The 3,537-nt window shown below is 63.9% G+C and carries 4 protein-coding genes; 3 read left to right on the forward strand and 1 reads right to left on the reverse strand.

Annotated features, from left to right (window positions below):
• Positions 1-273 precede the first annotated feature (273 nt).
• On the forward strand, positions 274-723 hold the full coding sequence (gene mntR, locus EOD15_RS30880) for a manganese-binding transcriptional regulator MntR (RefSeq protein ID WP_127271216.1): 450 nt from the start codon (positions 274-276) through the stop codon (positions 721-723).
• Between the two features lie 90 nt (positions 724-813).
• Positions 814-1,002 carry a hypothetical protein gene (locus EOD15_RS30885; RefSeq protein WP_127321885.1) on the forward strand — a complete coding sequence of 63 codons (189 nt, stop codon included), beginning with the start codon at positions 814-816 and terminating at the stop codon, positions 1,000-1,002.
• Positions 1,003-1,158: 156 nt separating this feature from the next.
• On the opposite strand, the gene EOD15_RS30890 is transcribed toward EOD15_RS30885, so the two are convergent.
• The gene (locus EOD15_RS30890) at positions 1,159-3,228 is read right to left on the reverse strand and encodes a hypothetical protein (RefSeq protein ID WP_245463812.1); all 2,070 of its coding nucleotides are present in this window, start codon (positions 3,226-3,228) and stop codon (positions 1,159-1,161) included.
• Between the two features lie 187 nt (positions 3,229-3,415).
• On the opposite strand from EOD15_RS30890, the gene EOD15_RS30895 reads away from it, so the two are divergent.
• A partial coding sequence (locus tag EOD15_RS30895) for a neutral zinc metallopeptidase (protein ID WP_185929125.1) occupies positions 3,416-3,537 on the forward strand: 122 nt, incomplete at its 3' end.

The following is a 3,537-nucleotide window of genomic DNA, read 5'->3' on the forward strand; positions in this document are numbered from 1 at the left end:
GCCATGAGGAACGGGAGGCTGTGGCTTCGACTTCGGACATGGGGGAGGGCTTTCCGGGAGACTGGGCGATGTTCTCTTAAGCTATGCCATGGCTCAACATTATGCAATATGCTATATTTCATTGTCGGTGCTTTTTATTCTGCTGACGGTATCGGGCGAACTCGCAATCGGAAGTCCGGTTGCACCTGTTGCGGAATGCAAATAAACGGCCTGAAGAATCAGAGCCCGTGCTATGAAAGCATGGATGGCAAATAGTCCTGGGAGGAGCGCGTATTGGCGCTGAAGAACAGACCGGTCCCGCGCGAGCCGCTGCTTGACGCCGAAATTCATTCGGAGGGCTTCCGGCAGCAGCGCGAAGCGCGCCGCAGCGCGCTGGTCGAGGATTATGTCGAGCTGATCGCCGACCTGATCGAAGACGGCAACGAGGCGCGCCAGGTGGACATCGCCGCACGCCTGGGCGTCGCCCAGCCGACAGTGGCCAAGATGCTGACCAGGCTGTGCGCCGACGGCCTGGTGTCGAGAAAGCCCTATCGCGGCGTGTTCCTGACCGATGCCGGCCGCAAGGTCGCGGAGCAAAGCCGCATCCGCCATCAGACGGTGGAAGCCTTTTTGCGCTCGCTTGGTGTCAGCGCCGAGACGGCGCGCATCGACGCCGAAGGCATCGAGCACCATGTCAGCGCCGAGACGCTGGAAGCTTTCCGCAAGGCGATGACGGCGCGCTGAGCCGCCAGATTTCCGGCGCTGCCGGAACCGTGGCACGCCGGGCACGTTGCTCCCGACAGCGCGCGTTTTGTCGCGCGAACGGAGGAAGCGATGGGCATCGAACAAGCACCGACCGCAAAGGGCAAGCAGGCGGCCGCGGGACTGAAACAGGCGGCGGCGAGGGACGAGCGCAAGACCGAGGCGGAAACCGGCCGTCCGCTTAAAAAGGGCGCGGCGCGTTTCGAGGAACGGTCGAAGAGCTCTGACGGCAAGAGCGCCGGCGCCAAACAGGAAGATTAGGCGTCTGACGTGATTGGCTGCAGGCCAAGGCCGCTGTTGGACGTGGTTTACGTCCTTCTTGCGGCAGTGTCTATCGCCCTCCGCTATGGCTGCGGGCGTTCGAGCCTTTTGAAAGGTCCAGTGGACCTTTCAATTTGCCTGCGGCAAACCGTTCCCTCACTCCCTGACATCCTGCACCCAGCTGCGCGGGTGGCCGTCGACGCGGAACTGGAAGATGAAATAGGGCGGGATGCAGGTGCCTTTGCCGGCTTTTGCCTGCACCAGATCGTCATAGCCTGCGGTGCAGATATAGTCCTCGCGGCAGGGATGCGCCTTGTCGCAGGCGCGCAGGCCGGCGGTCTTGGTGAATTCCTTCGTGCAGAATTTGTGGTCCTTGCCCGACGCGATGCAGTCGTTGAAGCCGGTCTTGGCCAGACGTCCGCACGTCGCCTCGTCGGGAAGCTTGTCGCAGCTCGCCTTGCGCAGCATGCCACCGGGAAAGCCGCCGGTCTTCTGCTGCGGGTTGTCGTAGCGCTGGCGCGCCGCGCCATAGCCGGCGAGTTTGACCAGCGGCTTCTTGTCCCGCGCCGGGTCGATGGCGCAGGACTTGGCGGTGGCCGGCGAGATGCGGCAATACTGGTCGCTGCCCCAGCTCGACATCCTGATCTCGCCGAACTCGACGGGATCACCGACCGCGGTGCCGGCCTCGCTGACGCAGGTGCCGAAGCCCGGATGGATGGCGCTTTCGTGGACGCCTGCGCAGCGCAGGCCCGCACCGCAGTTCCAGTCCTTGAAACTTGCATCCTCGCCGCGATAGCAGATCGAGCCCCAGCCATTGTAGAGGTCGGTGCCTTTCAGCGCCTCGGCATATCTGGCGTCCGGACGGGCGGCGAAGCCGCGCGTAAAGTCCGGGTGACTGCCGGCGGCGAACTGCTCGACGATGGCGCGGCGGCGCGGCAGGTCGGCGAAGAACACGGCCGAGCCCGGCACGAAGACGGCGTTGCGGCGCGGCTCGCTGGCCGGATCGGCGCCGGTGTAATGAAAGCCGGCAATGCCGCGCGTCTGATGGCAGCCGGTGCAGCTCATCTCGTTGAGCCGCAATTTGAAGCCGGCCGCCGACTTGATGGTGGCGAGCGTGTTGCCTTTGGCGACGTAGTCCTTCAGCGCCTTGTCGATGTCGGCGTCGTCGACCAGCCCGTAGACGATGTTGTTCTGCGACCGGCTCAGCCCGCCGGGTGCGACGGAGACGGCGCTCCTGGCCAGGAATTTTTCATCGATGACCAGCCGGCCATGGTCGAGGTCGTAGATGTTGCGGTCAGTGAGCAGCCATTTGGCAAAGGACGGCTTGTCGGCCAGCACGGTGGCGCGGTCGATCTGGTTTTCCATCTTCGCTTCATAGAAGCTGGACGCAGCCGGATCCCATTTGAAGATCTTCAGGAGATATTCGGCATGGCCGCCGAAATCGCGCCGCGTCGAGGCCGACAGCCTGAGCACCTGCATGTTGAGTTCGAGCCGCATGATCTGCGACGAATTGAGCATGGCGCCCGAGAGCGGCCCCTCGTCGGAGCGCAGCCAGGCGGCAAGCTGGTCGGGTGGCAGGTCTTTCTTTCCGGCTGCCAGCCAGCGCTGGGCAACATCGGCGCAGGACACGTCGGTGGCGCTTGGCAGGTCCTTGGAGGCGCGCGCTTGTGCCTGCCTGGGTTTGGCGTTGAACACCAGGCTCATGGTCAACGGCAGCCGCGAGGAAATGCGCTGGCCCGCCTTTCCCTTCACCGGCTTTTCAGCGATCGAATAGTGGAAGCGGTAGATCAGCCGGATCTCGCCGCATTCGGTGTGGCCGAGATAGCCGCGGTCCATGCGGTTGACAACGCCGGTGAGGTCCAGCGTCGAGCCGTCGTCGTCGATGTATTTTGGATTGAATTTCTGGCTGGTGTCCTTCGATCTGGCCATGTCGGCGACATAGGGGTCCGGACTGGTCTTCGGCTCGTCGGCGATCTGCTGCTTGACTGTGTCGCGCACTGTCGCCAAAGCCGGTACCGAGAACAGACCGCGATTGTCGACCTCGCGGGTCAGGCCGAGCGCTGGCCCCAGCAGGCGGCTGATCGACAGTCCGCCGCGTTCCAATGCCTGCAAGGTGGCGGGGTCGGTGACGGCAACGCTGGAATCGAGCGTCACCGCGCCGGCTACCGGCGTGCCGAGGCAAAACAACGCCGCAATCAGCGACAGGAACGAACCGATCGTCTTCAAGCCCAATACATCCCCCATCCACGAGCAATGCTACAGGCCTTGCGCACTCTCGGCCAGAGCGGTGAGGCCGTCATGCCAGAACCGCCGCGGTCTGGAAAAATACTGTGACTTGGAGCAACCATTGAGATAGTTGTTTGTTGGGTTGAGCCCCGCAACAACGGGGAAGTTTGCAGCGCGAGGAGTTGCCATGCTCTGGAGAGGCCGTCGTCAGAGTGACAATATCGAGGACGACCGCAGCGGCGGTGGCGGGCTCGGCGGCGGCGGGGGCCAGTTCCGCATTCCGATCGGCGGCCGCACCGGGGGCGGCGG

The organism is Mesorhizobium sp. M7A.T.Ca.US.000.02.2.1 (assembly GCF_003996995.1).
Taxonomy (GTDB): Bacteria; Pseudomonadota; Alphaproteobacteria; order Rhizobiales; family Rhizobiaceae; genus Mesorhizobium.

Bases quoted from the DNA above. Each gene is read 5' to 3' on its own strand.
- EOD15_RS30885 (WP_127321885.1), top strand. From the start codon at position 814: ATGGGCATCGAACAAGCACCGACCGCAAAGGGCAAGCAGGCGGCCGCG.